General features: G+C 50.6%; 28 protein-coding genes. 19 read left to right on the top strand and 9 right to left on the bottom strand.

Translation table 11 applies throughout. From position 1 onward, the window contains the following. Together AC0QH1_RS13225 and AC0QH1_RS13220 are read right to left on the bottom strand one after the other, a co-directional pair. Positions 1-225, bottom strand: coding sequence for a hypothetical protein (locus AC0QH1_RS13225; protein WP_324631615.1), 225 nt, complete (start codon positions 223-225; stop codon positions 1-3). Between the two features lie 31 nt (positions 226-256). Beyond that, entirely contained in the window at positions 257-1,591 is a 1,335-nt protein-coding gene (locus AC0QH1_RS13220; protein WP_324631614.1) for a Pvc16 family protein, read from the bottom strand. A 1,372-nt stretch (positions 1,592-2,963) separates the two neighbouring features. On the opposite strand from AC0QH1_RS13220, the gene AC0QH1_RS13215 reads away from it, so the two are divergent. Next, positions 2,964-3,356 (top strand): AbrB family transcriptional regulator, encoded by a 393-nt coding sequence (locus AC0QH1_RS13215; RefSeq protein WP_324631613.1) that lies wholly within the window; start codon positions 2,964-2,966, stop codon positions 3,354-3,356. 144 nt (positions 3,357-3,500) lie between these two features. On the opposite strand, the gene AC0QH1_RS13210 is transcribed toward AC0QH1_RS13215, so the two are convergent. The 4 genes from AC0QH1_RS13210 to AC0QH1_RS13195 form a co-directional block, all read right to left on the bottom strand. After that, on the bottom strand, positions 3,501-3,662 hold the full coding sequence (locus AC0QH1_RS13210) for a hypothetical protein (RefSeq protein ID WP_324631612.1): 162 nt from the start codon (positions 3,660-3,662) through the stop codon (positions 3,501-3,503). A gap of 129 nt (positions 3,663-3,791) precedes the next feature. After that, the gene (locus AC0QH1_RS13205; RefSeq protein WP_324631611.1) at positions 3,792-4,805 is read right to left on the bottom strand and encodes a fused MFS/spermidine synthase; all 1,014 of its coding nucleotides are present in this window, start codon (positions 4,803-4,805) and stop codon (positions 3,792-3,794) included. 37 nt (positions 4,806-4,842) lie between these two features. Beyond that, complete coding sequence (locus AC0QH1_RS13200; protein ID WP_324631610.1) at positions 4,843-5,520, bottom strand: response regulator transcription factor; 678 nt, start codon at positions 5,518-5,520, stop codon at positions 4,843-4,845. Between the two features lie 190 nt (positions 5,521-5,710). Beyond that, on the bottom strand, positions 5,711-6,838 hold the full coding sequence (locus AC0QH1_RS13195) for a sensor histidine kinase (RefSeq protein WP_324631609.1): 1,128 nt from the start codon (positions 6,836-6,838) through the stop codon (positions 5,711-5,713). A gap of 318 nt (positions 6,839-7,156) precedes the next feature. On the opposite strand from AC0QH1_RS13195, the gene AC0QH1_RS13190 reads away from it, so the two are divergent. The 11 genes from AC0QH1_RS13190 to AC0QH1_RS13140 all read left to right on the top strand — a co-directional run bounded on the left by AC0QH1_RS13190 (position 7,157) and on the right by AC0QH1_RS13140 (position 16,134). Beyond that, positions 7,157-7,651 (top strand): Pvc16 family protein, encoded by a 495-nt coding sequence (locus AC0QH1_RS13190; RefSeq protein WP_324631608.1) that lies wholly within the window; start codon positions 7,157-7,159, stop codon positions 7,649-7,651. Positions 7,652-7,711: 60 nt separating this feature from the next. Further along, on the top strand, positions 7,712-9,439 hold the full coding sequence (locus AC0QH1_RS13185) for a phage tail sheath family protein (protein ID WP_324631607.1): 1,728 nt from the start codon (positions 7,712-7,714) through the stop codon (positions 9,437-9,439). A 107-nt stretch (positions 9,440-9,546) separates the two neighbouring features. Then, complete coding sequence (locus AC0QH1_RS13180) at positions 9,547-10,017, top strand: phage tail protein (protein WP_324631606.1); 471 nt, start codon at positions 9,547-9,549, stop codon at positions 10,015-10,017. A 95-nt stretch (positions 10,018-10,112) separates the two neighbouring features. Then, positions 10,113-10,595 (top strand): phage tail protein, encoded by a 483-nt coding sequence (locus tag AC0QH1_RS13175; protein ID WP_324631605.1) that lies wholly within the window; start codon positions 10,113-10,115, stop codon positions 10,593-10,595. An 87-nt stretch (positions 10,596-10,682) separates the two neighbouring features. Then, complete coding sequence (locus AC0QH1_RS13170; RefSeq protein ID WP_324631604.1) at positions 10,683-11,174, top strand: phage tail protein; 492 nt, start codon at positions 10,683-10,685, stop codon at positions 11,172-11,174. 6 nt (positions 11,175-11,180) lie between these two features. Further along, complete coding sequence (locus AC0QH1_RS13165; RefSeq protein WP_442957311.1) at positions 11,181-11,534, top strand: hypothetical protein; 354 nt, start codon at positions 11,181-11,183, stop codon at positions 11,532-11,534. After that, entirely contained in the window at positions 11,506-11,871 is a 366-nt protein-coding gene (locus tag AC0QH1_RS13160) for a hypothetical protein (protein ID WP_324631603.1), read from the top strand. The genes AC0QH1_RS13165 and AC0QH1_RS13160 overlap by 29 nt, the downstream gene beginning before the upstream one ends. Beyond that, positions 11,847-11,981: a DUF6760 family protein gene (locus tag AC0QH1_RS13155; RefSeq protein ID WP_442957310.1), complete on the top strand. Its 135-nt coding sequence runs from the start codon at positions 11,847-11,849 to the stop codon at positions 11,979-11,981. The genes AC0QH1_RS13160 and AC0QH1_RS13155 overlap by 25 nt, the downstream gene beginning before the upstream one ends. A 265-nt stretch (positions 11,982-12,246) precedes the next feature. Continuing rightward, positions 12,247-12,996 (top strand): DUF928 domain-containing protein, encoded by a 750-nt coding sequence (locus AC0QH1_RS13150; RefSeq protein ID WP_324631602.1) that lies wholly within the window; start codon positions 12,247-12,249, stop codon positions 12,994-12,996. A 13-nt stretch (positions 12,997-13,009) separates the two neighbouring features. Next, on the top strand, positions 13,010-15,259 hold the full coding sequence (locus tag AC0QH1_RS13145) for a CHASE2 domain-containing protein (protein ID WP_324631601.1): 2,250 nt from the start codon (positions 13,010-13,012) through the stop codon (positions 15,257-15,259). 59 nt (positions 15,260-15,318) lie between these two features. Next, positions 15,319-16,134 carry an MBL fold metallo-hydrolase gene (locus AC0QH1_RS13140; RefSeq protein ID WP_324631600.1) on the top strand — a complete coding sequence of 272 codons (816 nt, stop codon included), beginning with the start codon at positions 15,319-15,321 and terminating at the stop codon, positions 16,132-16,134. A gap of 156 nt (positions 16,135-16,290) precedes the next feature. Here the strand turns inward: AC0QH1_RS13140 and AC0QH1_RS13135 are convergent, their stop codons facing one another. Beyond that, positions 16,291-17,862 (bottom strand): photosystem II high light acclimation radical SAM protein, encoded by a 1,572-nt coding sequence (locus AC0QH1_RS13135; RefSeq protein ID WP_324631599.1) that lies wholly within the window; start codon positions 17,860-17,862, stop codon positions 16,291-16,293. Positions 17,863-18,312: 450 nt separating this feature from the next. On the opposite strand from AC0QH1_RS13135, the gene AC0QH1_RS13130 reads away from it, so the two are divergent. The 5 genes from AC0QH1_RS13130 to AC0QH1_RS13110 all read left to right on the top strand — a co-directional run bounded on the left by AC0QH1_RS13130 (position 18,313) and on the right by AC0QH1_RS13110 (position 20,958). Then, positions 18,313-18,705: a DUF1830 domain-containing protein gene (locus AC0QH1_RS13130; protein WP_324631597.1), complete on the top strand. Its 393-nt coding sequence runs from the start codon at positions 18,313-18,315 to the stop codon at positions 18,703-18,705. A 203-nt stretch (positions 18,706-18,908) separates the two neighbouring features. Further along, a complete protein-coding gene (locus AC0QH1_RS13125) occupies positions 18,909-19,346 on the top strand; it encodes a DUF4079 domain-containing protein (protein ID WP_324631626.1) in 438 nt (145 codons plus the stop codon). 165 nt (positions 19,347-19,511) lie between these two features. Next, positions 19,512-20,036, top strand: a complete 525-nt coding sequence (locus AC0QH1_RS13120) for a hypothetical protein (protein ID WP_324631624.1) — start codon at positions 19,512-19,514, stop codon at positions 20,034-20,036. 14 nt (positions 20,037-20,050) lie between these two features. Further along, complete coding sequence (locus AC0QH1_RS13115; RefSeq protein ID WP_324631595.1) at positions 20,051-20,830, top strand: ABC transporter ATP-binding protein; 780 nt, start codon at positions 20,051-20,053, stop codon at positions 20,828-20,830. Beyond that, entirely contained in the window at positions 20,827-20,958 is a 132-nt protein-coding gene (locus AC0QH1_RS13110) for a hypothetical protein (RefSeq protein WP_324631594.1), read from the top strand. Before AC0QH1_RS13115 ends, AC0QH1_RS13110 begins: the two co-directional genes overlap by 4 nt. A gap of 109 nt (positions 20,959-21,067) precedes the next feature. On the opposite strand, the gene AC0QH1_RS13105 is transcribed toward AC0QH1_RS13110, so the two are convergent. Beyond that, entirely contained in the window at positions 21,068-21,850 is a 783-nt protein-coding gene (locus tag AC0QH1_RS13105) for a response regulator transcription factor (protein ID WP_324631593.1), read from the bottom strand. A gap of 604 nt (positions 21,851-22,454) precedes the next feature. Between AC0QH1_RS13105 and AC0QH1_RS13100 the strand changes: the two genes are divergently transcribed. Further along, positions 22,455-22,706, top strand: coding sequence for a DUF6761 family protein (locus AC0QH1_RS13100; RefSeq protein ID WP_324631592.1), 252 nt, complete (start codon positions 22,455-22,457; stop codon positions 22,704-22,706). A gap of 376 nt (positions 22,707-23,082) precedes the next feature. Continuing rightward, positions 23,083-23,319, top strand: coding sequence for a hypothetical protein (locus AC0QH1_RS13095; protein ID WP_324631591.1), 237 nt, complete (start codon positions 23,083-23,085; stop codon positions 23,317-23,319). Here AC0QH1_RS13095 and grxD read toward each other — a convergent pair. After that, positions 23,316-23,639 carry a Grx4 family monothiol glutaredoxin gene (gene grxD / locus AC0QH1_RS13090; protein ID WP_324631590.1) on the bottom strand — a complete coding sequence of 108 codons (324 nt, stop codon included), beginning with the start codon at positions 23,637-23,639 and terminating at the stop codon, positions 23,316-23,318. The genes AC0QH1_RS13095 and grxD overlap by 4 nt on opposite strands. Positions 23,640-23,711: the final 72 nt, after the last annotated feature.

Raw genomic sequence — 23,711 nt, 5'->3', positions numbered from 1 at the left:
TTATTCTCCACATTCCCGAAGCAAGTTTTCCAAATAACTCTGCGCCTCTGGTGGCGTCATCATCAACGCCTCCCCTTGACGCAGAATTTCATATTGACCGCCGCGATAGCCATGTCCGACAATTAAGCCCAATTCTACCGCTCGATTTCCTAAGTCATTGAGTTGATTGATACTGATGATATCAATCTCGCGATCTAGCTTTCGTCTCAATTCTTCTTCGTTCATTATGTTAACCGCCAATTACAATAATTCTTACCTAGCGAATCACCATTTTCGGTTTGATATAGCGATTGTAGCTTGGACTATTCGGGTCGGAATCCACTTCCAGCATACTTTCTGCCCCATCCACTTGCAAGCGAACCAGATATTCTCCGGGTTTGACATTTTTAATCGGAATGGTGACTAAGGTACCGTCTCGTCGCCTGGATGAGGCTTCAAAGAGATAGGCGGCGGGATTTTGGCTGGCTTTTTCATTCATTGCCAATACCACGCGCTGATGTTTGCCTACAGTTAAGTTTACCCGCACTTTAATTTGCGCCGATCGCCGTTCTTCTTCCCGCCCTTCTAGCTTGGAAACGGTGACTTTAGTAATAATCGGTCGCAAAATAAAAGGAATCGCATTGGATTCGATAGTGGGAGAAAATACCCGGGGTTGGGTTAACAGTTGAGTGGGTTGTCCGTGGGTTGGAATTGGGGGTTGGTTTCCGTTTCCGGTGGGGGGATTTTCTGGGGATGGATGAATGACTTGCAAGCTTTGTACGCCTGCTTGTAGGGTTTTATCGGAAATAGGCTCTAGGGGGATAATCAGTTCGGTTTCGCTGATGTTTTGCGGGGAAACCTCTAAATCGCCAATTCGCACTTTAGTTTGATGTCGCTTTAAGTTTTTACCGCGAATTACCAGCGTGCTGGTGGAGAAAATCGGGGCAAATTTGCCTGCGGTGGAGGTGACTTGTTCGATTAAAGGGCGGTTGAACAAAGACCAAGAGCCGATACTGCGATCGCGCAAAGGTAAGGGTCGCGTGGCGGGTTCTTCTCCTTCTATCATTATCACACTGGCGCGATAGGCAATCGAAAGGGTATAGGGGGTTTGGAAAAACACCGACCACACTTTGGAAAGGTCTTCTAAGGAGAGGTCTAAGGGGAGGAAACTGATTTCTTCCACTTGTTCGCCGAGGTTGGATTCGCTGAGATAACTAAAGGTGGAGTCGGCGAGGGTATCTTGAATGGTTTCTCGTTTGAGCAGGGTGCGATCGCTGAGGGTTTTTACCGCACTTCCCAACAATCGTTGCGGTTCTAATTCAACTTCATTGCCATAGAAACTGAGCATAAAATGCAGGTCTAAGGCGGTCCGGGATTTTTTGACGGCCATATCCCGGGTTCTTCGCATTTGCACTTCGGAATTTTTTTGCCAAATGTGATTGTGGGTTGTCTGATACAGATAAATATTGATGCCTTTTTCGGGAGTGCCACCGCCCAGGTTATTGGGGCGGGCGGTGGTGACGCGGGCACCATCAATGTCGAGTTGCACTGATGCCTGCAACATGCGTTGCAAGCAAGCGGTAACGGTAGCAATGGCCAGATGATTGCTCATGGTTGGAATTCGCGATTGCGATGGAAAACTGTACGAATGTATTGTCGTTTCTGACGGGGAAAATTGGTGGGCTGGGTTTTGCTTTCAGATTACCCCGAATTGGTGCCAAACAGCAAAAATCTTAACTAAAGTTTAAAGAATCCGTTCCCGTAACCGATGATGGGATTCGATGTCCGGGGGGCTTCCGTAAGGATGTACCCTGTCCTCCGATCGCGCGCGCCCTCACATCTCGGGCGCTTAAGGCGAGTAAGTATAAAAAACGGCTGTAATATATGGCTGTAGCACAGAAGCGCGATCGCCTCAACCTGGAACCCGCAAAAACGAAGCCGGTCTGGGTTCGCAATGTGGTTTTCGCTTCCGAACCCTAGGTGGCGCAGAGAGATTTTCAAACCCACAGTAGGCGGGACAAACAATCAAGAACCGAGCGGTTTTGGCTATCCTTCGGGGAAAGCCGACGCCGAAACTTTGGCGCGCAAACTCGGAGAAATTGTTTGCAGTTCAATGCCCTCGGAAAAAGAGGTCAGACCCCCCAATCGCCTCCCGGCGCGATCGCCGTTGAAGATAAAAATCGCCCTTGGGAAACCCCACCGAGGAAAACCGGGGAAATCAAACCTCGGCAATTGCCATTTTTACCTATCCCACTGCGGAGAGTAGGAGATATCCACTCCTGGGATTTTTGCATCAGAGAAAACCGCGTAACTTTGGTAACAAAGCAGCAGGTGGGGGGGGAGGAAGGCGAGGGAAGTTTCCCCTCCACTTCCCCACCCAAACCCTGACCGGTTGAGGAAAATAACCCACAACCGGTCGCCCAGCATCGAGGAATTCAACCCGCTTCAAACCCACAACCACCCCCGCAAAAACGGCAACCGACAAACCAATCCTGTGCGGGTTAAACCGGAGAATGGTAAGATAATGGGGGTGGAGTAGCCGGAGAAGTCACCGTTGCGATCGCGCGACTCGGGCGATCTACATCAGCAAAGGATACTCCTTTTAAAAGGTTAAACTTTTTAGGCGGAAAATTTGCGCGGCGATGGCGCTAACCTTTCACTAACGAGCGTTTTTCGGGCTTTTCGGGTTATCCCATCCCCCGCCACCTGCACTGCCTTTTCAGCGCGATCGGCTTTTCGAGTGGAAGAAAAAGCCACCCGGAAGCGCTTCGGGCGGCGATCGCGCTTATTGCCTTACTCCAAGGATTTTTTCTGCTTAGGGAGGGTGGCGACCCCTGATTTTTAACCCACCGCGTTAGCCTGCGCCGATGGCGATTCGATAGAAAAAAAATCCGCATCAAAATCACCAGCGGTGAAATAATATGATATGCTCTATTTTATGCTAATATTTAATAGCGTGAAGTAAGTCGTTAGGTTTTAGTCTCATGGCAGAAACAAGTCCCAGTCGCGGTAAAGCACTGCTCAAGAAAGCGAAAGAACTCTCCCACTTACCCCGAAGAGAGTTAGCGAAAGCTTGCGGTTACTATACCACCACAAAATCCGGCGAAACCCGGGTGAATCTGACTGAATTTTACGATGCACTGCTCGAAGCAAGAGGCATCGCTCTCGATCCGGAAGCGAAAAAAGGCGGTCGCGGACGCGAAGCAAGCTACCGGGTCAGCGTTCACCAAAATGGCCAACTCGTCATCGGTTCGACCTACACTCAGGAAATGGGATTAAAGCCCGGAGACGAATTTGAAATCAAGTTGGGCTACAAACACATTCACCTGATTCAGCTCGAAGACGAGGAAGACGAAAAAGACACCGAAGCGGCTTAAAAATTGGGGTCGGGGCGAAACCTTCGCCCTGGAACCACAAGCCAATCGCCGCGCAATGGCGATCGCTCGTGCGGTAGGAGTCAGAATAGTTAACCCAAGTTCAGCGAAACTCTGACTTTCCTACCCCTTACCGGGGCAATGACGCTAACCATTGCCCTCTAGCGTCGTCTCCCAATGTCCGGCGGTTGCTTGGTGGGAGGGAGTGTTATACCGTTTTTCATGCCTTCCGGTTAGAAAGGCGTCCCACCCCCGCTGGTAGAGACGCGATAAATCGCCTCGGTGACGCGGGGTAGAGGTATTTCTCACAACACATAAATATAGAGTATTAGCTGCCCTGTTTTATACATAAAAGCGGTAGCGCTTTTCCGCTGCTTGAGGTTCGGAAAAGCGCTTTTTATACAAAACATAACGCGGGGCGTTGCCGATTGGAATGCGTTATCCCCCCCCGTGACAGCGTTCAAACAACCGACCCGAACCGCAGGGACAGGGCAGTTTTGGATCCACTAGGGAAAACACCGTATTAAAAGCCGGAAGCGACTGGAAATACCCCCCCGGAATCGAGTCGTCACACAGGAGTTGCGCCGAAGATAACTCCGGAAGATGTTCCTGGAGTTGCGGGGGTGCGATAAAATCGCCCGATCGCTCGGATAACGGAAAGGAAAACCCCAGTTTTGCTTGCAAGGACTCGGCGCGATCGCGGATCTCCTCGGGAGAGAAACCCTCCCCATCCGTGGCGATCGCCACCGCGTTACCCCCCGCCAGGGGAACCAATCCCACCCAGTCAAACACCCCTTGCAGGGTTTTCACCCGATCCGCATAAAACGGATCCGGTTGCAACAGATTCACCGTCACCACCCCCGACGCAGACAACCGCCTTTTGCACAACTGGTAAAACTCTCGCGTTGCCAACGAATAGGGCATATAACCGGTTCCCAAGACCACATCGATGGCGATAATATCGTAGGTGGTCTCTTGGGCGGCGAGATCCGATCTCCCATCTTGGATCCTAACTTGCAGGCGATCGTCGAGTTCCACCCCAAAAAAATTTTTGGCCACCTCGACTAACGTCGGATCGATTTCGCTACATTCCACCCTCGCGGTGGGAAAGAAATGATGCAACACTAACGGAATCCTCCCACCCCCAAACCCCGCCAGATAAATCCGTTGCGGCGTGGGATGCCACAGCAAACTGAGCATCATCGCTTGGGTGTAGGGAGATAACAAATTCAGCGGATCGGTTAAATCAAATTGGGATTGCAATAATTGCGTGGATAAACTGGTTTGTTCCAGTAACGCCAGTTGCACCAAATTTTCGATTTTTTTGACCGAAATAAAATGCACCCCGGAAGGTTCAAAAAACAGGGTTTTCGAGGGTTGTTCTCGCAGCCAACTCAATCGGCGATCGAGCGCCGATTGATTGTCAGCTTGCCAATGTTGTATCGAATTCATCACCATTCAGGCTGTTTTCTCATCCAACTCATCTCAATTAAGAACTCGAAACCAACCCACCTTTTAACGCTTTGACAATAGCCTGAGTGCGACTTTTAACGCCTAATTTTTCAAAAATTGCCGTCAAATGCGCTTTGACAGTGGCTACCGTCACGTAAAGATGGCCAGCGATTTCCTCATTCGACGCTCCCTTGACCAACCACTGTAACACTTCGCGTTCCCGTTGGGTAAGGTGAATGGTTGGAGACCCGGATAAGGAATAGCCTTTATAGAAATGAAAGATGCGGAAAAATCCCGTCGCCACCTCTGGGGCTAAATAGATTTCATCCTTCAGAATTGTTGCGATCGCCTCGTACAGTTGTTTCGCCAATCGCTCTTTAAATAGATATCCCCGCGCCCCCGCTTGCATTGCTCGAAACACTATTTCGTCCTCGTGATGAGCCGACAAAATCAACACTTTCCCTTGAAAGCCTTGTTCCTGCAAGCGATTTAACGCCGCAATGCCATCACTATTTCCCAATTCTAAATCTAATAACACTAAAGCCGGATGTTGTTCTCGGATAACCTTTAAAGCTTGCTCTACCGAAGCCGCTTCTCCCACAATCTGGAATCGAAATTCCTCGCGATCGCTGTAGAAGTCAAGCACCGTTCGCAACCCTTGCCGAAATCGCAAATCATCATCAACGATGACGATTGAAACTAATTGAATTTCCATTATTAATCCCCTTATTTAACCAATTGGCGTTGCATTTACCGCGAACAAACTATCCAAATCTCTGCGCCTTTTCTGGAGGGAGAAAAAATTGCCGAACAAATGCTTATTTCGATTAATCCTCATTATCTCAATGACACATCTTTATCGACCTTAAATTTATCCCTTCATTCTTGAAACCTGTCAATTGTAGTTACTCAGAGTAACTACAATTGTGGGGCAGAGTAAAGGAAAATTGTGCCCCCCCCTCGGGGAGATTTTGCACCCAAATGCTTCCGCGATGGTCTAGGATAATTTTTTTAGCAATAGTCAGACCCAAGCCAGTCCCCCCCGATCGCCGAGAATAAAACGGAGCGAAAGCCCCCTTTAAATCTTCTGGAGAAAGACCCGGACCGCGATCGCGAATTTCCACCAACACTTCATTGTGAAAAACGCGCCAATTGCAATCTATCGTTTCTCCTGGCGGACTAAACTCAATGGCATTTCCGAGCAAATTTTCAAAAACCTGCTTAATCTGCCAACGGTCAATCGCCAGATTTACAGACCGATTGGGGTACTGAATCCGAAGATTTTTGCGGTTTAACTGAGGGGTTAAAACCTGAAGGGTCTCATTTACAATCTGACATAAATCATCCACCGCCACCTGTAGTTTAACCTGTTGTCCGCAGTTTATCATATCCCGCAAGCGATCGCTCAGTTCACCCACCGTTTCGCGAATCACATTCGCCTGGGCTTGTAACTTCTCCCCCGGTAATTGGCGATAAAGGGTTTCGGCATAAAGAGCAATCAGACCTAAAGAGTGTCGCAATTGATGTTCTCCCTTGCGAACCACCTGTTCGAGGAGGCGAATTTCTTCGCGCTGACGAGCCGATTCTGAAGCCAGTGCGAGGTAATCGGCAAGCAATTCCACTTGTTGGCCAATCCCTTCGCGATCCATAGCAGAAAGTTCTTCATAAGCCCACAAGAGCAAATACTCATTTAGGGTTTCAGCCCTCGAGGAACAGTTAGACGCTGCAGGCAAATCCCGAGTTAGAAGAGAGGACTTGCCCCGAGACAAATGTCCCATTACCTTTGTGGAATTAAAGATTGATTTCGAGTTTTTTTCTCCCGGGAAAGGCAATAAGTAAATCAACTGAAAATCCGGGGAAGAAAACGGATAAGGAGATTCTAATTCACTTTGCCAACTTTCCGACTCCAGAAAAGACCGGAAATCGGGGTCAAACGCCGGGAGTTCTGAGCGAACAGAACTCAAATGGTGTCGGTGCTGGTTCTTGCGATCGCGGTAAACCAACCAAGCCCCCACCAAAGGAAGTCGAGCCATCAATCGATCCACTTGTCGTTGAGCGATGGATGAAATGCCAGCAGAGGAGGGTTTTTCCCTAGGAGGAATCACCGAAAAAGGCAGAGATTTTGGAAAATTCAATTGATGCATACCCTTATTCTTTAGCCTAAGCGGTGCGGAGGAAGGGTTCTCCCCTTCACTTAAGTAACATTAAATCCACCATAACCTCGGAATCGGAAAGTAGAGTAGAATCTACACAAATTTTAAAATTTCGACCAAAGTCTAATAACCAGCCGCATCAAGACTGACTAATCTATAAACTGTACAGCCTAATCACTCCCTCCTATGATCCCTGCGGTGGCTCAGACCTTAGCAGAAATTCTCGCAGGCGGGACATCCCTAATCGCAATGGATGCAATTGACTTCGATCGTCCCAGTGCAGAAGGTAGAGGTCCGAGGCTGAACCTCTACTGCTACGACGTTCGAGAGAACGCTGAACTGCAGCAGTCTCAATCCCAGACAGACGGTGCGATCGTCATTTGGTATGACCTGTCATTTGTGCTCACAGCGTGGGATTACACCGCCCTAGGAGAGCAGCGTCTGCTGTCAGAAGCATTGACCCTGCTACTTCCGCATCCTTTTCTGCCCGAAGCGCAACTGGATCCGGCCCTTCGCAGAAAAGGAGCCTTACCCATGAAAATTTCTGTAGTGGATCTCAGCGACAAAGCAGCGCTTTGGAGGGCATTAGGGGTGCCCCTGCGTCCGGGGTTGTATGTCACCGTCAGCGTGCCGATCGCGGTAGAAAAGCAAGCAGCGATCGGCAACAGCACGTCATTCACATCAACCCCCTAAAGCCACTGCAAGTGGCCCCACGCACCACCCACCGAAAAACCAAGTGGAGGACAACCACTCATGCCATTGGATTATTTTGCCCCAGGCGTCTACGTCGAAGAAGTAGACCGAGGGAGTCGTCCCATCGAAGGCGTCAGCCTCAGCGTTCCCGGCTTTATTGGATTCACCGAAGATGTACGCGGCGATGCGGAAGTCTTCAAACCCATGATGGTCACCACCTGGGATCAGTACCTGGAATACTTTGGCAAACCCGGTTCCGATGGGTTTACCGACTTCAACGCCTACCTGCCCTTTGCTGTGTACGGCTGGTTCCTGAACGGAGGAGGACGCTGTTGGGTGAGCAGCATCGGCACCAAACTCCCCGGTTCCGAAGCCCCAGCCCCCACCGAAACCGCCACCAAACTCCTCACCTCTGCCGGACGCCCCTCCTTGCTGTTTAACCTCAAAGGAGCCGAAGCCCCCGCCGCAGAAGAAGACGGCGGCACCCCGGCCCTTCCCGCCGCCACCGGACCGGTTCGCGTTACTGTAGAAAGCAGTACCCCGGTGCAGCCGGAAGATTCAGAGGCAGAGCCGCCGCTAGATGATGGTCAATACTTTAAGATTAGCGTAAAACGCGGCGAGGAAGAACTCGAGAGCTACGAACACCTGACAATGAACGAAGAAGTAGCCGCCGAAGAAGGCAGCTACGTTCTCGAAGCCCTCCAGGAGTCCGAGTATATTGACGTCTCCATTGCCGAAGGTCTCCCCGCCGTTTCCCCCCTGTCCAAACGCCCCATAAACGGCACCTACGAAGTCTCTCCGCCGCCGCCGTTCATCCAAGACGCCGATCGCCTACCGCGAGAACTGCAAGGCAAGCGCGACGATCGCACCGGCGTCCAGGGCATTTTCGAGATTGACGACGTAGCCATGATTGCCTGTCCCGACCTGATGCGAGTCTATCAAGAAGGGCAAATCGACCTGGATCAAGTTCACGGCATCATGGAAATGATGGTCAGCATGTGCGAGAACTCCGCCCCCAGCCCCCCGTTCCGCATGGTGGTCCTCGATCCGCCCCCAGTCAAACCCGGAAAGAACGAAAACCGCGCCGTTCCCCCGGAACAGCAAAAACCCCAAGATGTAGCCGCTTGGTTGAATACCTTCAACCGCCGTTCCATGTTTGGTGCCCTGTACTATCCCTGGATCAAAGTTCCCAACCCCCGCAACGGGGGCCGACCGATTGCCATTCCCCCTTCCGGGCACATGATGGGCGTCTGGTGTCGCACCGACGAAACGCGCGGACTGTTCAAAGCCCCCGCCAACGATACCCCACGCGGCGTTATCGGTCTGGCTTACGAAACCAACTTCCGCGAACAGGAAGTATTAAACCCGTTAGGCATTAACTGCATCCGCAACTTCGCCAACTACAACCGAGGGATCAAGATTTGGGGCGCTCGCACTTTGGTCGAACCCGATAACATCCAATGGCGCTACATTCCGGTACGTCGCCTGATGAGCTACATCGAAAAATCCATTGAAATCGGCACCCAATGGGTGGTGTTTGAACCCAATGATTCTGCCCTGTGGGCGCGGGTCACGCGCACCGTCTCCAGCTTCCTCGAACGCCTCTGGCGCGAAGGTGCGTTGGTCGGCAATACGGTGGGCGAATCCTTCTTCGTGAAGTGCGATGGCGAACTCAACACCCCAGATACCATGATGATGGGTCGTTTGTATATCGAAGTGGGCGTGGCTCCCGTCCGACCGGCGGAATTTGTCATTTTCCGCATCAGTCAGTGGGCACCGGGTCAATAATTCCTTCTCCCTTTGGTCAGTTGTGCGATAACTCAGCACAACTGACCCACCCTCCTCTCCCACCCTGAAGCCCTTTCCTTACTATTTGATTTCCCAGGAGTAACCAGATGGCAGACCTATTTGTAATTTCTTCAAACCGATTTTTATTTACCTATGATGGCAAGGAATTCCCCCTTCTGAAATTCAGTGGCATCGATGTCCAGGCGAAAACCTCCGGTCATGCTAAGCCGATCGCCTCCACCGCCAAGGGACAAATGAACCGCCAAACCGTTTCCACCGGATACTACAACAACCAAAACATCACCATTGAAGCGGTCATCCAAGATGGCAATATGGACCTGTACAACTATTTTAAAAAGGGCATCCCAGCCACCTATGAAGGCGATGGAACATGGAGCGATAATTTTATCGATGCTTCCATTTCTATTTTCGATGCCGACGCTAAAGAAGTGTTAACCTACGACCTAAAACAATGTCAAATGGTTAGCTACGAAGTCGGTGAATTCAACGTTGGCGGAGAAGAGTTTCTCACCGAAAAATTCGAGCTAAACGTGGAAAGTGTGGAACGGAAAAAATAGTCAGCTCTAGCATCAGTCCAGTGGAACCACTCAGCCATTTGTAGGATGCTGAACTCACTGAAAATCGTTAACCGGAGAACCCAAAGGAGTAAAAAATGGCAGTCGATAAGGAACCGCTTTCTCAGGCTAGATTTGAATTTAAGTCCGACAATCTCAGTTCAGATTTGCTCGTCGAATCCATTTCTGGAATTAAAATGAGCATTCCGGTCACCAATGCGGAAGGAGCATTTGGTGTAGCCGCCAAAAGCAAGGTGAATCGTCAAGCCGCACCTTCAGCAGTAGAATCCCAAGAGGTGACGGTGACGTTTGTAACCTCTAGCAAAGCACCCAAAGCCGTAGCCGATTGGTTTTACGAGTCTCACTCCACGCCAGACCTCGGGGGGGCGACGAAAACCAAAGGTAAGACGGAAGAAGCCACCATTACCGTATTTAAACAAGATGGTTCGGAGTCAGCCAGTTGGACGTTTAAAGGCGTGATGCCGAAGACGTACAACATGTCAGGACTGGATGCTGCGGGCAATGAGGCTTTGAAAGAAACCGTCACCTTTGCTTACGAATACGTGAAGCGCACGAAATAGACAAGCTTACCGCCGATGGGGGGACAAAAAAGCGATTTGCGCGCCCCCCAAACTTTCGCCAATCATTCAATTTACCCACCAAAAACCGTGCCAGACTTTCCCGAACTCTTAGCCGCTTGTCGATTTTTCTTTGAACTGCAACTCGATGGCAGCATCGAGAATGTGGATGGCTATTTCATGGAATGCAAGGGGTTTAAATCCAGTCAAGATACCATCGAAATCTGCGAAGTCACGCCGCAAATGTGGGGCAACAAAGGTCAATCCAGAGGTCGCGTTATCCGCACGAAACTTCCCGGCAATGTCAGCTATACCAACCTGACTTTACGCCGGGGATTGACTATTTCCATGACCCTCTGGAATTGGATCGATTCGGTACAAAACGGCAATTGGGCAAGCCAAAAACGCGATGGGTCTTTAACTATCTACAATCAAGGTGCCGAACCCCAGTTTAGATTGGAGTTTAAACGCGCTTGGCCCGTGAGCTATACCATTTCTGACCTGAATGTGGGGGGAAATGAATTAGAAATCGAAGAGATGGAAGTGACTGTAGAAGAATTAAAACGGGTAGCCGTTGTTTAATTGCTAATGATTCAAACCGAGTTTGAATTTACCTTACCTAAAGGATATCTCGATCCGGAGGGCAATTTACACCGCCAAGGAGTGATGCGGTTGGCGCGGGCGATGGATGAAATTGTCCCGATGCGCGATCCGCGCGTGAAAACCAATCCCGCATACGCCACGGTGATTATCCTCTCGCGGGTAATTCTCCGTCTCGGGGTTATAGAACCGGTGACGCCGACGGTTATCGAAAATCTATTTGCCGCCGATTTGTATTATTTACAAAATTTTTATCGGCAAATCAACGCCCTGGAAGCGGAAAATTCTGCAAATATTGTTCCTGCAAACACCGATGAGCCATCCAACCCTTCCTTCTACTGAATTTCCCTTTATTCTTCCCCGAGGATTGGTCGATCCGGGGGGCAACATTCATCGTCATGGGATAATGCGTCTGGCGACAGGAAAAGATGAAATTTACTTTCAAAATGATATCCGGGTGCGAGAAAATCCAGCTTATGGGATTATCAGCCTGTTGTCGCGGCTGATTACTCGTCTCGGTACCCTTGCCCCTCTGACGCCGGAATTGTTAGAGCAATTGTTTTTAGTGGATTTAGTCTATTTGCGCGAGTTTTACCTACAGTTGAATCAACCGGAAATGGAGCCGATCGCCTCGGGGGAATTATCGGCTACCCCTTGGATCGCCTCCACCAAGAGGTAGCCACCATTGCGTTTTATTTTCATTGGTCTTTAGATGAGATTTTAAGTCTGGAACACGCACAAAGACATCGCTGGAATGGGGCGATCGCACAGCTCAAAAGCAGCCAATAAAGCAAAATGAAACTTTTGGGGCGCTAATCGTCAACAAACAGGGGAAGACGCGGGCCAGAAAAAAGCATTTGGAGATGCTGCTAAAATAAGCCAGAGCGATCGCGGGCAATGCGGATCCAGTTTGAGCCAATTCTTTCTCCCGCGATCGCCCTGGCACTCTTGGGAAAAAACCACTATCATAGCAGTACATCAAACGTTCTTTTTTCCATATCCCCCGTGCCCCTTTCACTCATCCATCATTCGGTCATGTGGAGGTATTTCGATCGTGAGTAGGCTTAAATCAATTCATTTATTAACGATCCTAGCCCTAGTTTTGTCCTCAGTGGCGCTGTGGGGATTCTCGGCGCAAGTGCGCGCCCAACGGCAAGCCCCCTCGCCGATTGCTCTGGAATTTCCCCCTCCGCCGGCGGGAAGTCGGAGCGGACCGCGAAGCACTGTAGGCGGGGGCGTGCGCGGCGACAATGATGCATCCTGTCGGGCGGAGGATACCATGCCTCTGACCGCGTTGATGCCCACCCGGGACAATATGGCGACCACGGTAGCGGGAAATCCCACGTTCTTTATCTACGTGCCAGAAAATAGCGCTGAAGGGGGAGAATTCGCGATTGTCAGTGAAGAGGGGGAGGAAATTTACTTTAATGAATTTGAGGTGTCGGATACCTCGGGTATCGTTAAAGTCAGTCTGCCAGAAACGACGAATTTAAAGGTGGGGGAAACATACCTATGGCAGTTTGCGTTAGTTTGCGATCGCAGCGATCGCCAAGCCGATGAACTGGTTCAAGGGGAAATCGAACGCAAAGCACTCAGTGAAGAGTTACAAACTCAACTGGAAAGTGCCACGCCCCTAGAGCAAGCGGAGATGTATGCCCAAGAACGAATCTGGAACGAAACCGTAACGATTTTAGCACAGTTGCGCCCTGAATATCCAGAGCAGTGGGAAGAACTGTTAACCTCGGTGGGACTCGGGGAATTCTCCGACCCCCCGTTCGCGGAATGTTGCACGGTAGAAAACTAACGGGAGTCCCGTCATGTGGGAAAAGGTCAAACAATTGCTGTGGGAATGGCGCGGGGTGTGGATAACAGCACCCTCGGTTGCGGCAGCGGTGATTCTGTTGCGCTTGAGTGGAATGCTGCAACCTTGGGAATGGGCAATGTTTGACCAGTACATGCGCCTGCGCCCTGGGGAAGAACCGGACGACCGGATCGCGATCGTGGGCATCAACGAAGCAGATGTGAGAGAATTGGGACAAGCCATCATTCCCGATCGCTTCTATGCCGCATTAATCGAAAACCTGAACGCCAGAGGCGTGAGGGCCATCGGCTTGGACGTTTATCGCGATCGCCCGGTAGAACCGGGCCATCAAGCCCTCTTAGATATCTTCCAATCCACGCCGAATCTGGTGGGCATCCAAAAAGTTATCGGCGATCGCGATCGCGACCGGGTAGACGCGCCCCCCGGTTTGCAATACGTAGGTGCGAACGACTTGATTTTCGATGCAGACCGCACCCTGCGGCGCGGTTTGCTCACCTTAACCGATGCCAATGGCAATCCGGTCTACAGCTTTAGCCTGCTATTGGCCAGTCTGTATCTGGAGGCGGAAGGCATCGCCCCCCAGCTTGCCCCAGGGACGGACTGGTGGCAGTTCGGCCCCACGGTATTTAAACCCTTTCAACCCAATGATGGGGGTTATGTGAGAGCTGATGCGGGCGGCTATCAAGTCCTGCTAAATTATACAGGTTCCGGCGGCTTGTACGAGCGGGTCTCCCTGATGGATATCCTGAAAAATCGCGTTCCCCCAGATTGGGGACGCGATCGCATCGTCCTCATCGGAGCCGTGGGCGAGAGCTTCCAGGACTTATTTTTCACCCCTTATACCACTGACCCCGGTAGCCGCATGCCGGGAGTGGAAGTTCATGCCAATCTCATCAGTCAAATCCTCGGGGCCGCCCTGGACGATCGCCCCTTGATTAAAACCTGGCCCGACCCTTACGAATGGCTGTGGATCGTCTTCTGGAGTAGTCTGGGTGCTTTCCTCACCTGGAAATGGCGCTATGCCGGCGGGGTGCGATATCTCTCTTGGCAACGAACCGCGATCGCCCTCCTCTGTGCTAGCGCTTTGTTGGGCATCACCTATGGTGCCTTCTTGTCTGGCTGGTGGATTCCAGTGGTGCCGGCAGCTTTGGCCCTGGTGGGTTCCGCGATCGCCATTACCGCCTATATCGCCCGGACCGCCGGCGATATCCGCCAAATCTTCGGTCGCTATCTCACCGATGGCGTCGTCGCCAACCTCTTAGAAAATCCCGAAGGTCTCAAACTCGGCGGCGAACGGCGCAAAATCACCATCTTAACCTCCGATTTACGCGGATTTACTGCCTTATCCGAGCGCTTGACCCCGGAAGAAGTGGTCAAAATTCTTAACTTCTATCTCGGCTATATGGCAGATGTCATCACCGCCTATCAAGGCACCATTGACGAGTTTATGGGCGATGGCATTTTGGTCCTCTTTGGTGCCCCCACTCCCAAACCCGACGACCCCACCCGCGCGATCGCTTGCGCCGTCGCCATGCAGCTTGCTATGCACGAAGTCAACCAAACTATCCAACAGTGGCATCTCCCTCCCCTGGAAATGGGCATCGGCATCAATACCGGCGAAGTCGTCGTGGGCAATATCGGCTCGGAAAAACGCACCAAATATGGCGTGGTGGGCAGTCAAGTCAATTTAACCTATCGCATCGAATCCTATACCACCGGCGGTCAAATCCTGATCGGCGATCGCACCTTACAAGATGCCGGCGGTCCAGAACTCATCCAGATTGACGGGGAACGAGAAGTCATGCCCAAAGGCGTGAAAGAACCGATTATCATTTACGAAGTCGGCGGTATCGGCGGTCCGTACAATATCGCCTTGTCGAAAGAAGAAGAAATCTTTTTCCCCCTTTCCGAACCCCTCCCGGTTCAATACACCGTTTTGTCCGGCAAGCACATGAGCGAGGAAATGTCAAGGGGAATTTTAGTAGAACTTTCGGCAAAAGAAGCGCAACTGAGTACCGAATATCGAGAGAGCGACGCTTTACCCCCTCCCCTGAGCAATATTAAGCTGAATCTGGTGAGCGACAATCCGAATTTAACCGGCGAAGATATTTATGCTAAAGTGCTGGAAAAATCAACCGGAAAAACGGGCAGTTTTTACATCAGGCTGACCTCTACACCTCCACCCATCGCCACTCGCCTCGATGCGCTTTACAAAGAACTAGAAGCTCAAAGCACTCTGGCGTAAAGGAGGTATTTTTTCGGTGTTTCCCACTGGATAATTTAAACGGACATTTGAGGACAATTATGAAATTAATCTTTTTAGGTTCCGGTTCCGCTTTTACCGTCGGTGCTGGTAATTATCACTCTAACCTGCTCTTGATTAGCGATCGCGGCAACAAACTCTTGCTCGATTGCGGCTCGGATATCCGCTTTTCCCTCCACGAGGTCGGCTATTCTCATCTGGATATCACCGATATTTACATCAGTCACTTGCACTCGGATCATGTGGGAGGTCTCGAATATATCGCCTTTACCACCAAATTTGACCCCCGCTGCCAAAAACCTCGCCTGTATTTAAGTAAAGATTTGGCAGCAGATTTGTGGGAAAAAACCCTCTCTGGTGGACTGCGCTCTGTGGAGGGCGAACTCAACGATTTGGATACGTTTTTTGAGGTGGAAAAAATCCCTCGTCACGGCTCTTTTACCTGGGAAAACATCGAGTTTAAACTGGTAAAAGTCATCCATATTAATAATGGCTTTTTTGTTATGCCTACCTATGGATTGTTCTTTGAAATTGCCGGACAGAAGATGTTTCTCACAACCGATACTCAGTTGTGCGTTGATGAAATCAAAGACTATTACGATCGCGCCGATTTGATTTTCCACGACTGCGAAACCTCCAAATTTCCCTCTCCAGTTCACGCCCACTACAATCAACTGGTGAATTTGCCCGCACCAATTAAAAATAAAATGTGGCTGTATGGATATCAACCCGGTCCGCTTCCCGATGCCCAACACGATGGCTTTCTCGGATTTGTCCGACGCGGACAGGTGTTTGATTTCTCCCCTTCCACCGATCGCGATCGCCCCGTCTCGGCAGACATGAATATTTCGAGTTGATAACCTGTAATATCTACCCGCTCTTACCCCCTCTCGGAACCGGGCAGTGCCCGATCTAGAATCATAGGGGAAACGGGATGGGGAATCCCCGGAAAAACCAGTTTGAAGCCAAAATAAGAGAATTCAAAGGGGTTTTTCCGAGGGAAATCGGTGGAACTAACCCACCTTCACCAACGGCTTGCGATCGGAACTCATCGGGGCACAAAGAGCCGTTTCTAAATCTGCACAACCCAGACGTTCTTCTAAAATCCGCATCACTTCCCGACCGAAATCATTGGGATTGCGACGCCAAGCGGACAAGCAAACTTCACCAAAGAACGACCCCAGGGGTTCTGGATTCCAGAGTAATTTGCGTGCGGTCCAAGGCATCATACTCATCGGGTCGTAACCCGGTTGCAGGTAATCGTTTTTAAACGCATACTCTTCCAAATGAGTATGGGGTTGCAACCCGATAAAGAAAATAGCCGGTTCGACCTTATCCGCCCCAAAAATCCGTTCCAATTCGCGATGATAGGCAATTGTTTGACGGATGGTATCGAAGGTTTCGTCAATCACATTAAACGAATAATTCACCGACACCAAATCGTTAAATCCTGCCGATTTCAAATCGCGACAGTTTTCCAAAACCACCCGCAGGTTATAGCCCATTCGCATTTTGCGAACCAATTCTTGGGAACCGCTGGTGATGCCGATTTCAAAATAATTCATCCCAGTTTTTACCATCAAATCGCATAATTCCGGCGTCAGATTATCTGCCCGGATATAGGCAGCCCAATGGATGTCATTCATGCCTGCCGCCAGAATTTTTTGGAGCAATTCGATGGCATCATCGATATATTTACGGGCCGGGATAAACTGAGCATCGGTAAACCAGAAATTGCGGATACCCCGGTTGTAAAGCTGACGCATTTCCGCCACCACTTCATCAGCGGGGTTAATGCGGACCTGCTTGCCTTCAATCACCGTATAGATGCAGTAGCAGCAGTTATGAGGGCAACCGCGTTTGGTTTGGACACCCACATAGAAATCTTGTTCTTGGAGATAGTATTCGAATTCCGGCCAAATGGTTTCGATGTAGTCGTATTGACAGGCGGTTTTTTCGATAGGGGTTGGTTTTTCGTGAATCATGCGATCGCGAGGTTGAGTTTCCCCAACCACATAGCAGCGTTCGTCATTAAAATCGTCACCGCGCAGGTATTTTTCCAGAAGTGCTTCACCTTCGCCGACCGAAACAATCGTTCCTGGGGGGAGAGTGCGACCCAGTTGTTCGTAGAACACACTTACTGCGCCGCCGCCCACGATCGCCCGCGCCTGCGGGTGGTACTTGCGAGCGCGCTTCAATCCGCGTTTAATCAGGCCCAGATTGCGCCAGAGTTCCTGATAGTATGCCGTAGTAATCCGCAATCCGCCCAATGCGCCCCGGAGTTTCACCAAGGGATTGCGGGCATAGTAAAACTCGAAAGCATTTTGCAAAGGATTGCCCCCGCGACCCCCCACCGGGGCGTAAATTTGAATATCGCGCCAAGAGAAGACCAGCAGGGTGGGTTGAAATTCATCCACACAGGCATCCAGGGCACCGGCGAAATCCAAAGGCGGGACAGTGCCCAAGTCAAAAATGCGTTGTTTTAAATTCGGGAAGAGCTTATGTACCGCATCGGCGAGATAAACCACCCCGATGGGAAAAATGGGGTTGCAAGGGAGGCGGACGTAGAGGATGCGATTTTCCATAGGGTTTAAAAGGGTTTTCGGCAGACTGTTTATATATCTTAATTTTAAATCCCGGCAACGGGATGAGAGGCGAGCGAATCCCTCTGTTTGGCTTAGATGCTAGCACATTTTCCGCCGGTAGAGGCTCCCCACTCCCTGAGCAATCATGCTTACCGGGAAGCGAATCTGGGACTTTTGAGCGGCGCGATCGCCCCCGAAAGTCCCTCCTGGAGGCCCCTAATTTGCCATTAAACTTTCTTATGGCAGTACGTTTTGCGCCGCCAATGCCCTGATTGAGGGGATCGATGGCACTGATAAGAAAATCTTAACTTAGATTTGACCAATCTTTAACCCAAAAAGCTTCAAAATCCGCTGCAGTTGGTAGTCGCGTTTACAGCTTGTGGGGATCGCGAGATGTTACCGTGGAAAAATATAAATAGGTTGTTTAGTTAAATTAGCTCCTCGATCGTCATGGCTCAAATTCTCGATCCCATTCCGGCTGACCGCCCCGGTCACATTCTGTGCTGCTATGTCAATGCCACCAGCAAAATCCAAATTGCGCGGATTAGCAATATTCCCAACTGGTATTTTGAGCGCGTGGTGTTTCCCGGACAGCGCCTTGTTTTTGAAGCGTTTTCCGAAGCCCTACTCGAAATCCATTGCGGCATGATGGCGAGTGCAATTTTATCCGATAAGATTCCTTGCACGCGCTTGCAAATCGTCGAAGACGGCGATCCCGATGCCGAACCTCCCGATGGAGAAGCCGGGACAAGCGCAAACACCCAAGCGCCAGATAACAGCACAGATAATCCAGACGGGTCTGTGACAGACTCCTTTTCATCACCCACTTTAACCTCGGTTTAATAACATGAAAAATTTGGGGTGATACTAGGGTTGCGCGAGCTAACATCTTTGCCAACCCATTTTTAATAAATCAAAGCCTACCAGAAAAACCTACAGGCAACTGCGACAAGAAACTCGGGGTGCAAGGGGCTGGGGCAATCCAGCCTCAAAAAATAATACAATGAAAGGCAATCGTTGGTTCGCCATTCATGGGGGAAAATATATTGGATTTGCCTTCGTTTCTATGGTTATGGAAAATAGCGGCGTGGTCGATGGGATTATCGATCGCCGCCTATTTTTTGTTGGCATTGACCGGGATTTGGATGTTCCGGGCGCGCAAATCGCGGCGGGGGAGAAGGGTATTTGCCCGATCGCTGCACTGGTTTCTCGGGGGAACCCTAGTCGTGTTAGTCTTGCTGCTGCTAGGGATTGGGATTGTCGGCACCTTGGGTCACTATGGCACCTTAGGGCATTCCGTGCATTTGTGGGCCGGATTGAGTGTGGTAGCACTGGTGCTGTTTTCCGCCTGGAGTGCCACACAAATCGGACCTCGCCAGCCCTGGGCTAGACCCACACATGTTACCACAAACGTCCTGTTATTTTGTACCTTAGCCTGGGTGTCTTGGAGTGGGTGGACCGTAGTGCAAAAATACCTGCCATAATCCGAGCGGCGATCGGTTAATATAGGGCACAGGGGCGCGCGTAAGCGCCGCCGATTATCCTCATTCCACCTGCGTAACTAACTCGTGACATCAGAACCCCTCCATCCCCCCAACCGCCAACCTTCATCGGTTGCTGATGCCGATGAAAGCCTCTCGAAGCCTTGTATTTTTCGGATTTCTCCCTTAATCCGGATAACCCTTCTGAGTTTGTATGTGGCTCTTACCGTGCCCCTGCCCTTTCTCTCCGAAGCCACCGAAGCGCCAGTCCCTCCAGCCCTACTGTGGGTGGGATTGAGCCTCGGCGCTGTTGCCCTCTACGCAGCACTGAGCGAGCGAGTGGTGTTAGATGCCCGAGGGATTCAAGTCACCTATCCCCAGTGGGTGCCCTCCTTGTTTCGCAAAGGCTGGTTTTTGCCCTGGGAAGAGGTGAAAGCACTCAAACCGCGCACCACCGGTCAAGGGGGAGTGGTGTACTATTTCTCCAGTCAATCTGGGGAAGGGTATTTGCTGCCCATGCGAGTGGCGGGATTTGCGAAATTGGTGCGATTGGTATCCGCGAAAACCGGGATTGACACCAGAGATGTGCGCCCGTTAGCGCAACCCTGGATGTATTTGATTTTGCTTGGATTCACGGGATTGTTGTTGCTGGTGGATGCCTGGACGATCGCCACAGCGGTGGGAGTTGGGTAGGGAATCGAGAGGTTATGGTAAAGAGCTTAGCAAGCGAACCCACGCCCCAACTGCAGCTCGATCGCGTAGAATTAAAGGCGGCGATCGGCGGCGGAAATGTGGGTGCGGCTATCCTCAACCAGATGTCCTTGGAGGTACAAGCCGGCGATCGGCTGGCCATTGTCGGGCCGTCTGGTGCGGGGAAAACCTCCCTGTTGCGCTTGTTAAACCGACTGATCGACCCCACCCAAGGCGCGATTTATCTCGAGGGACGCCATTACGAAAATATTCCGGTGCTTGAATTGCGCCAACAAGTCACCTTGGTGTTGCAAGAATCCAAATTGTTGGGAATGTCCGTGGGAGACGCCATCCGCTATCCCCTGGTGTTGCGGGGGATGAAGGATCGAGAGATTAAACGGCGAGTGGTGTATTGGCTCGAGCAGTTGAACGTTCCGTCAGAATGGCTCGATCGCACCGAAGTGCAGCTATCCCTAGGAGAGCGACAACTGGTGGCGTTATGCCGCGCATTAGCTATTCAACCGAAAATTTTATTATTAGACGAGCCAACCAGTGCCCTAGATGCGGGACGATCTGCCTCGGTATTGCGGCTGTTGAGACAACTGGCGCAGACTGAGCAAACCACCATTGTGATGGTGAATCATCAGCTCGATCTAGCAGAGGAATTTTGCACTCGGGTGGTTTATTTGGAGCGAGGCAATTTGGTTGAGGAGTGCAGGGGCGATCGCGCTGATTGGGAAAAATTGCGATCGAATTTAATCGAAGCCGAGGCTGAGTCAGCCAGAGAATGGGAATGATAAAATTGCGCCGCGCCGGATGGACCGGTGGCGGGATGAAACCGCGCGATCGCCGATGCAATGGAGTGCAGGCACATCCTCCGAATCGGCTAAGCATAGAGAGCGGGGAAGGCATTACCAAGCGATGAGATCGTCGGTTTAATTCATCGCTGTGGGATTGACCTATCCCCGATTTGTTCCTTCCTCCCGCTTGATGGGTTGCATTGTCAACCTAACTGGTATAATTTGTTACGGAGCCTAATGGGGATGTCCGTTGCCCGCTGCTACCTGGGACAATTCACGCATCGGCGTTCGTTTTTTCGCAGCGGGTGCGGGGGGAGTGGAGGAATGACCATCGAGGATTTCAATATTTAATCGATAGCCGACATTCCGCACGGTTTGAATTAAACTCGGTTGGCGGGGATCGGTTTCAATTTTTTTGCGTAAAGACAGCACGTGAGTGTCGATGGTTCGAGGATTGTCAATAGCATCGGGCCACGCGCGACGCAGCAATTCCTGACGAGTCATCGGCAATCCCTCCGCTTGCGCCAAAACATAAAGCAAGCTAAATTCTTGCGGGGTTAAATCGATGGATTCGTTTTTATAGCACACGCGGCGCTGCACAAGATCGATTTGCAGATCCCCATAGTCCAAGTTGGCGGGAGGCGTCATTTTTCGATACCGCCGCACCATTGCTTCCACTCTGGCGAGGAATTCCTGCATTCCAAAGGGTTTGGTCAGGTAATCATCGGCACCGGCTTTTAAGCCTTGCACGATATCGGCTTCGGTATTGCGAGCGGATAACATCAGCACGATCGATTCTTGTTGCTGATGCAACCATCGGCAAAATTCTACACCATCACCATCGGGTAATTCACTGTCAAGGATGACAAGCGTCGGATGGCGATTGTAGAAAATTTCTCTTGCGTGACGGATGTCAGCGGATTGGTACACCCCATAGCCGACTTGCTGTAGGTGCCAACCTAACAGCGATCGCAGGTGAGGATTGCCCTCTACAATTAAAATGCAAACAGAGACCACAACTGTTTCGTTTCCTTTACGTCGGTAAAGTCAAGGTTAACAAAGCTTTTGTCAGGGTTTTGTAACTTCCGCTACTCTGACTCAACCCTCTAGGTTAAGGAAATTAAAAGTTAATGCCGCAGGGTGTAAAAATATCATCAAATCATTTTATCTGCCTTAGGGGTCTTCCCACCCGGAGTGCAGATCTAGGTAAAATAAGAGTAGGTCACTTTTCCTAGGGTAAGCAGGAACCTCCCTCATGGATCCCACCGGGACATCGGAGCGCCTACAGTTCCGAGTCAACATGTTCCCTCCAGGTTCACCCCCTACCGGGGTCAGTGGGTCGGATGGGTAAAGCGCAAGGGTGATGAATCGAATTCCCAGAAGCTCAACGATTTCGGCTTCCCCCGGGCAAGATTCAGGAATCCCCCGATCGCCTTGTTTCCCCACCGAACAATATGGATATGGGGAGCGTCAAAGAAAAATAAGCGATTCTCGGGGGCGATCGCGTGGCTGTGCGCCATCCAAACTCCATTCCACTGAATACAGACCCCTAAGCGTCGGGTCGTCTGTGGCGCTTACCCCCGGAAAAAGACTCCCCTTTGCTGAATTCAACCAGGAAACTATGCTGCAAGACACTGCAACCATCCGCCATTACCAAAAACTCAGCGATTCTCTCGTAGATATGTGGAACCGAGGATATCGCCTCGATGACCTACGGCTTTATCTGTCAGGCTATATCGCCGCCTTGCGACAGACCAATACCATCGAAGCCTTTCTCATTCACAGGCTAGAGGAAGAAGCGATTCGCTTCCTTCACGACCCTTCTAATTTCGAACTCATGCCCCAGCCTCAACCGGAAACCCGGTATTATTGACGGCTTGCACCGTGAGGGAAATCATTAGGTCTTTTAATCCAGCATCTCAGCCCAAGCGCTAATGATGCTTGGGTTTTTTATTAAAAATTTTTTATCTAGAATCCCGTGGTTATTTTAATTTGCAATCTCGAAGCGCGAGATCCGCTGCCATCCGCTTCGCGTGTTCGGCGGTTGGGAAAAATCCATCTTTAGCTCTCGAGGAACGGCTTGCCGTTCCTTTTTATTTGTTTTGCTAATATGTATTGACAAACGTGAAATTTTAATGTATTAGGGTCGCCAAGTTCTCGTCGGTGCGAACCGAAAGTGCGGCGATCGCAAAACGGGCGCTTTATATAAAATTTTCTTATAAAAAGCGCGACAAATAATTGCCAAGGTGGTGCCAACTGCTGCCGCGATCGGCTTGCACTTATACCCCACAAAAGCGAGCGATCGCTTAAGCTATCGGTTGTTTTGTTTTGCGGGGTGCGCGCCTCTAGGGAAACGATGCGGCACCAATTTCCGCCACCGGGAGGCGCTTTGGGGCATCATCGCAGAAAAAATCCCCTCAGAGGATGGGGGAAATGACCCAATTCTGCGAGGGGAAGAAGGAATGTTAAAACTTAACGGGATTTAAGAAGCGAGGGCGACTTCCACAATTTGGGGCAACTCGCCACTTTGATAAAGCTCGATCAGAATGTCAGAACCGCCAATGAATTCACCATTCAGATAAACTTGCGGAATCGTCGGCCAGTTAGAATACTCTTTAATGCCCTGACGAATTTCGTAGTCTTCCAGAACGTTAACGGTTTCGTAAGGGACGCCCAAGGTATTGAGAATTTGTACGGCGTTGTTGGAGAAACCGCACTGGGGCATCAGTTTGGTGCCTTTCATGAATACCACGAGTTTGTGGCTGTTGATGATGTTATCGATTTTCGCTTTCAGTTCTGGAGTCATGATGATAACCTCCGATACGTTTGGAAACCCCCGTGCTTTAGCCGGGGGAGGAAAAACGAACGTGCGGCTTTA

The sequence above is a fragment of the Phormidium sp. CCY1219 genome (genome assembly GCF_055795085.1).
This window is presented reverse-complemented; position numbering and strand designations above follow the sequence as displayed.

Bases quoted from the DNA above. Each gene is read 5' to 3' on its own strand.
- AC0QH1_RS13215 (WP_324631613.1), top strand. From the start codon at position 2,964: ATGGCAGAAACAAGTCCCAGTCGCGGTAAAGCACTGCTCAAGAAAGCG.
- AC0QH1_RS13220 (WP_324631614.1), bottom strand. From the start codon at position 1,591: ATGAGCAATCATCTGGCCATTGCTACCGTTACCGCTTGCTTGCAACGC.
- AC0QH1_RS13130 (WP_324631597.1), top strand. From the start codon at position 18,313: ATGGCTCAAATTCTCGATCCCATTCCGGCTGACCGCCCCGGTCACATT.
- AC0QH1_RS13115 (WP_324631595.1), top strand. From the start codon at position 20,051: ATGGTAAAGAGCTTAGCAAGCGAACCCACGCCCCAACTGCAGCTCGAT.
- AC0QH1_RS13135 (WP_324631599.1), bottom strand. From the start codon at position 17,862: ATGGAAAATCGCATCCTCTACGTCCGCCTCCCTTGCAACCCCATTTTT.
- AC0QH1_RS13205 (WP_324631611.1), bottom strand. From the start codon at position 4,805: ATGAATTCGATACAACATTGGCAAGCTGACAATCAATCGGCGCTCGAT.
- AC0QH1_RS13195 (WP_324631609.1), bottom strand. From the start codon at position 6,838: ATGGCTCGACTTCCTTTGGTGGGGGCTTGGTTGGTTTACCGCGATCGC.
- AC0QH1_RS13140 (WP_324631600.1), top strand. From the start codon at position 15,319: ATGAAATTAATCTTTTTAGGTTCCGGTTCCGCTTTTACCGTCGGTGCT.
- AC0QH1_RS13225 (WP_324631615.1), bottom strand. From the start codon at position 225: ATGAACGAAGAAGAATTGAGACGAAAGCTAGATCGCGAGATTGATATC.
- AC0QH1_RS13180 (WP_324631606.1), top strand. From the start codon at position 9,547: ATGGCAGACCTATTTGTAATTTCTTCAAACCGATTTTTATTTACCTAT.
- AC0QH1_RS13110 (WP_324631594.1), top strand. From the start codon at position 20,827: ATGATAAAATTGCGCCGCGCCGGATGGACCGGTGGCGGGATGAAACCG.
- AC0QH1_RS13165 (WP_442957311.1), top strand. From the start codon at position 11,181: ATGATTCAAACCGAGTTTGAATTTACCTTACCTAAAGGATATCTCGAT.
- AC0QH1_RS13145 (WP_324631601.1), top strand. From the start codon at position 13,010: ATGTGGGAAAAGGTCAAACAATTGCTGTGGGAATGGCGCGGGGTGTGG.
- AC0QH1_RS13185 (WP_324631607.1), top strand. From the start codon at position 7,712: ATGCCATTGGATTATTTTGCCCCAGGCGTCTACGTCGAAGAAGTAGAC.
- AC0QH1_RS13100 (WP_324631592.1), top strand. From the start codon at position 22,455: ATGCTGCAAGACACTGCAACCATCCGCCATTACCAAAAACTCAGCGAT.
- AC0QH1_RS13200 (WP_324631610.1), bottom strand. From the start codon at position 5,520: ATGGAAATTCAATTAGTTTCAATCGTCATCGTTGATGATGATTTGCGA.
- AC0QH1_RS13175 (WP_324631605.1), top strand. From the start codon at position 10,113: ATGGCAGTCGATAAGGAACCGCTTTCTCAGGCTAGATTTGAATTTAAG.
- grxD (WP_324631590.1), bottom strand. From the start codon at position 23,639: ATGACTCCAGAACTGAAAGCGAAAATCGATAACATCATCAACAGCCAC.
- AC0QH1_RS13160 (WP_324631603.1), top strand. From the start codon at position 11,506: ATGAGCCATCCAACCCTTCCTTCTACTGAATTTCCCTTTATTCTTCCC.